Origin of the sequence: Pseudarthrobacter sp. CC12, from assembly GCF_039907755.1 — a bacterium.
GTDB classification, from domain to species: Bacteria; Actinomycetota; Actinomycetes; order Actinomycetales; family Micrococcaceae; genus Arthrobacter; species Arthrobacter niigatensis.
The window spans coordinates 1-4879 of record NZ_JARDJH010000068.1; the positions used below are offsets into that span (position 1 = coordinate 1).

3 protein-coding genes and 1 pseudogene are annotated in these 4879 nt (G+C 63.2%); 3 read left to right on the plus strand and 1 reads right to left on the minus strand.

The genetic code is table 11. The features are described 5' to 3' along the window. Positions 1 to 141: 141 nt before the first annotated feature. Positions 142 to 1817: pseudogene (gene istA / locus PV772_RS22730) on the plus strand (IS21 family transposase). Next, positions 1814 to 2629 (plus strand): IS21-like element helper ATPase IstB, encoded by an 816-nt coding sequence (gene istB / locus PV772_RS22735; RefSeq protein ID WP_011691635.1) that lies wholly within the window; start codon positions 1814 to 1816, stop codon positions 2627 to 2629. The pseudogene istA and the gene istB overlap by 4 nt, the downstream one beginning before the upstream one ends. 52 nt (positions 2630 to 2681) lie before the next feature. Here the strand turns inward: istB and merA are convergent, their stop codons facing one another. After that, positions 2682 to 4124, minus strand: coding sequence for a mercury(II) reductase (gene merA, locus PV772_RS22740; RefSeq protein WP_011691634.1), 1443 nt, complete (start codon positions 4122 to 4124; stop codon positions 2682 to 2684). 172 nt (positions 4125 to 4296) lie between these two features. Here merA and PV772_RS22745 point away from each other — a divergent pair, with 172 nt between their 5' ends. Beyond that, positions 4297 to 4686, plus strand: a complete 390-nt coding sequence (locus PV772_RS22745; protein WP_347887669.1) for a heavy metal-responsive transcriptional regulator — start codon at positions 4297 to 4299, stop codon at positions 4684 to 4686. Positions 4687 to 4879 lie beyond the last annotated feature (193 nt).

A 4879-nucleotide genomic window follows, 5' to 3' on the forward strand; every position in this document is an offset into this window, starting at 1 on the left:
TATGACAGTCTGATCGGAGCCCACTAGGACGGCCCGAACGGTACCCACCAGCCGGACATGCCGAACCTAATGACGGCTTGAATGGTACCCACCTGTGAACGTTGATCCATCCAGTGTTGGATCGACGACGGGAGGGCCGGGATGGGGTCAAGAGTGGAGTTGTTCGCGCAGATTCGGAGGGATGCCCGGGTGGAGGGCGCGTCAATCCGGGAGCTTGCCCGCAGGCACCAGGTGGCGCGGAAAACCGTGCGTAAGGCGTTAAGTTCCCCGGTCCCGCCAGAGCGTAAAACTCCTGTACGGTCCTCGCCGCGGCTTGATCCTTATAAACCGACGATCGACGCCATGCTCGTCGAGGACACGACGGCGCCGAGGAAGCAGCGTCACACTGCCCGGAGGATTCTTGCCCGGCTCATCGAGGAGCATGGAGCGGACGAGTTGTCGTATTCGACGGTGCGTGACTACGTTCGGGTCCGCCGGGCGCAGATCGATGTGGAGGCCGGCCGCCGGGTTAGGTATTTGTTCCTCAGGAGCACGCCCCGGGCGCGGAAGCGGAAGTGGACTTCGGTGAAGTCTGGATCGTGCTGGACGGGGTAAAGACGAAATGCCACATGTTCATCTTCCGGCTTTCTCACTCCGGCAAAGCCATCCACCGGATTTACCCCACCCAGGCCCAGGAAGCGTTTCTGGAAGGCCACGTCGAGGCGTTCAACGAGATCGGCGGCGTGCCGGTCAAACATATCCGCTATGACAACCTCACCAGTGCCGTCAGGGCCGTGGTGTTCGGTCAGGGGCGGAACCGCCTGGAGAATGACCGGTGGGTGTTGTTTCGCTCGTTCTATGGATTTGATGCCTTTTATTGCCAGCCAGGTCTTGCCGGCGCTCACGAGAAAGGCGGGGTCGAGGGCGAGGTGGGCTGGTTCCGCCGCAACCGGCTGACCCCGATGCCCGTGGCGAGGTCCCTTGATGAGCTCAACGACTGGATCCGGAGCCGGGAGGTTCAAGACGATCAGCGGCGGATTGATGGCAGGATCCGCACTATCGGCCAGGACTTCGCCGCCGAGCGCCCGTTCCTGGCACCGTTGCCGGCCGACGAGTTCGATCCCGGTCTGGTGTTGAACCCGAGAGTGGACCGGTCCTCAATGATTACCGTGCGGATGGTGAAGTACTCGGTGCCAGCACGGTTCATCGGTCGGCGGGTCCGGGTTTCATTGCGGGCATCCGAAGTTGTGGTGTTCGACGGCCGCGCGGTGGCGGCCCGGCACCAGCGGATTATTGCCAAGGGCGGGCAGTCGGTCCAGTTGGACCATTATCTGGAGGTCCTCAAGACCAAGCCCGGCGCTTTGCCTGGTTCCACTGCTTTGGCCAGGGCGCGGGAGTCGGGTGCTTTCACCAGCGCCCATGACGCCTTCTGGTCTGCCTCGCGCAGGGTCAACGGTGATGCCGCGGGGACCCGTGAACTGATTGACGTCCTGCTGCTGCACCGATCGATGGAAGCCGAAGACATCGAGGCAGGGATCACCGCAGCCCTTGGAGTAGGTGCCGTCAGTGCCGACGTCGTGGCGGTTGAAGGCCGCCGACATGCCTCCAGCATCCCTGCTGGTGGGTCCCGTCCTGACCGTCATCGCGGTGCTCATGCTGAAGCGAAAGTGCAACGAGTTGTCAGCCTGACCCAGCGCCGGCTGATGGACCCGGCGGCGGTCATCGCCGGGCTCCCTCCAGACAAGCGGCCGCTCCCGGCGATCAGCGCCTATGACGAGCTGCTGGCCAAACGCACCGAACACTCCGCAGGAACCGCGTCGAAGGAAAACATCTCATGAGCCCCACCGCACCGGCCACCACCATCACCCCAACCCTGCGACGGCGCCGCGGTCTGACTGAGCAGGCCGCGGTCGCGGCCGTGGACCAAGCATGCCGCCGATTGCGCCTGCCCACCATCCGGGCGGTTCTGGACGAAGCTCTGACCGTCGCGGGGAAGGAACAACTCTCTTACCAAGGCTTCCTGGCCGAGCTGCTGCTGGCCGAATGCGATGACCGGGACCGTCGCTCCTCAATCCGACGCGTCAAAGCCGCGAACTTTCCCCGGGATAAATGGCTCGGTGATTTCGATTTCGACGCGAACACGAACATCAACCCCGCTACCATCCATACCCTCGCTACCGGCGAATGGATTCGAAAAGGTGCACCGCTATGCCTGATCGGGGACTCCGGAACCGGCAAATCCCACCTGCTTATCGGGCTGGGCACCGCCGCGGCGGAGAAGGGATACCGGGTCAAATACACTTTGGCCACCCGGCTCGTGAACGAACTCGTCGAAGCCGCCGACGACAAAGTCCTCGCCAAGACCATCGCCAGATACGGCCGAGTGGACCTGCTCTGCATTGACGAGCTCGGCTATATGGAACTGGACCGGCGCGGCGCCGAACTCCTCTTCCAGGTCCTCACCGAACGCGAAGAGAAGAACTCCATCGCCATCGCTTCCAACGAGTCGTTCTCCGGCTGGACCAAGACATTCACCGACCCGCGCCTCTGCGCCGCGATCGTTGACCGGCTGACGTTCAACGGCACCATCATCGAAACCGGCACCGATTCCTACCGCCTCGCCCACAGCCTGACAAGGAACGCGCACTAAAAGGTAGCCGCGGCCGCCCGCCCCACGAACACATAGGTTGTCGTTGACCACTTCATGCCGCGCAACAGGACAGTTTGGAGACGTCAGTAGTGAAGGACTGGGCTGCTATCTTGATGCCTTCGGCCATGGTCAGATAGGGGCTCCAGAGATTCGCGACCTGATCAACGGTCATCCCGGCCTCCAGAATGTAAATCCCTGCGGCGGCGATGTCCCCGGCGTCCTTACCCACGACAGTGATCCCTACAATCCGACCCGTGTCCGCGTCGGCAACGATCTTGATGAAGCCGCGGGTATCACGGTTCACCAGCGCGCGAGGGATAAATTTGAGCGGCAGAACCCGGCACATGCACCGGATCCCTGCCTGGTTCGCTTCCTTGTCCGTCATCCCGACAGCGGCCAGGGCAGGGCTGGTAAACGTGACCCGGGGCAGGTGCCGGTAATCGACCTCACGCCCGGCACCCTCAAAGGCGTTCTCCACCATCAGGGCCCCGTGCGCGGCGGCGACATAAACGAACTCCGGGTGACCCGTCACATCACCCGCGGCCCAGATCCTCGGATTAGTACTGCGAAGGCTCCCGTCGACCAGGACTTCCCCGCGGTCCCCGGTTTCAACGCCGACCATGCAAAGGTTCAAATCCTCCGTGACCGGGCGCCGGCCTGTTGCCATGAGCAGGCGCGCGGCCCTGAATTCCTCGTTTCCTCCTGAGACGGAAGCATCCACGACCACGTCCCCCGACACCTCATCGGTCCGGACCGAGGACGCTGTCGCTCGACGGACGACCCGGATGCCCTCATCGGCGAAGACACCGGCGAGGGCATGCCCGGCTTCAGGCTCTTCGGCCGAGGCGAGCTTGGACCGGACCAGGATGGTCACCTCCGTGCCGAGCCGGGCGAAAAGCTGCGCCTGCTCCAGCGCCACATACCCGCCGCCCACCACCAGCATCGAAGCGGGAACGTCCTGCAGCTCCATCGCACTCGTGGACGTCAGATAATCCACCTCGTCCATTCCCGGCACTTCAGGGATCCAGGGGGTGGAGCCGGTCGCGACCAGGTAGTGTTCCGCGCTGACTGTCTCGGTGGTTCCGCCCGGGGCGGTGATGTTCAAAACCGGTGCGGCTGCGGTTCCGGCGAACACCGCCGTCCCCCGCTGCAGGTTCCATCCATAGCCCGCGGCGAGATCCACATACTTCTCTGACCGCATGGATTCGACCAGTGAGCGCTTCCCGGCGACCAGTTCGGGCATATCCACCGGCTCTGCGGAGGTGCTGATACCGGGGAACCGTCCGGAAGCATCGAGGGCGACATGGCGGGCTTCCGCGGCGGCCAGCAGGGCCTTGGACGGGATGCAGCCCGTGTTCACGCACGTGCCTCCCACAGTGCTGCGCTCCACCATCAACACCCGCTTGCCACGGCTGGTTGCCCGGATGGCCGCAGCGAAAGCAGCCCCGCCGGAACCGATAATGGCCAGGTCATAATCGAAAGATGCTGCCGACACGAGGGACTCCTGAAGATGGAAGGGAAGCAGCCGCCAGCACACCTGTTGCTCAACCGACCGCCATGTGCAGCCTTCAACCGAAGACCAGCTCTGCATCCCATTCTCAACCTTCCCCTACACTGGAATGTCAAGGAATCGCCGTCCTGGCCGCCTGCTAAGAAATGAGTTCATGATGCGTATCGGTGAGGCCGCGGCAGCGGCAGGGATGACAACCAAGACGCTGCGTCTCTACGAGGACAGCGGGCTTCTCCCGGCAGCGAAAAGATCCTCTAACGGCTACCGGGACTACCATGACGACTCCGTGGCCAGGCTCGAATTCATCCGCCGCGGACGGGCCGCAGGCCTCGCCCTGACCCAAATACGCGAAATTCTTAGCCTCCGTGACGCCGGAGAAGCCCCCTGCGCCCACGTCCAAGACCTTCTCTCCAACCAGCTGGCCGAACTGGACCACCAGATTTCTGAACTAATGGCGCTGCGATCCATCGTCGCCGGCCTTCACGCCACTGCCGCGTCCGGGACCGACGCAAGCTGCGATCCCGAACAAATCTGCAGCTACCTCTGACGCACTACTCCGCCAGACGCCAGCTTCCAACAATCGGGACCCCGGGTATCGTCCCAACCCGCGGCAGTGTTTTCACAGACCCAGAAACCACGCCAAGAACCCCTAGACACCCTCACAACATCATCCCCGGACGTCCGACGGGTGGGTACCGTTCGGGCCGTCCTAGTGGGCTCCGATCACGTTGACACAATCA

What these genes read in the sequence shown, in the direction of transcription:
- istB (WP_011691635.1), top strand. Translation starts at nt 1,814, where the DNA reads ATGAGCCCCACCGCACCGGCCACCACCATCACCCCAACCCTGCGACGG.
- PV772_RS22745 (WP_347887669.1), top strand. Translation starts at nt 4,297, where the DNA reads ATGCGTATCGGTGAGGCCGCGGCAGCGGCAGGGATGACAACCAAGACG.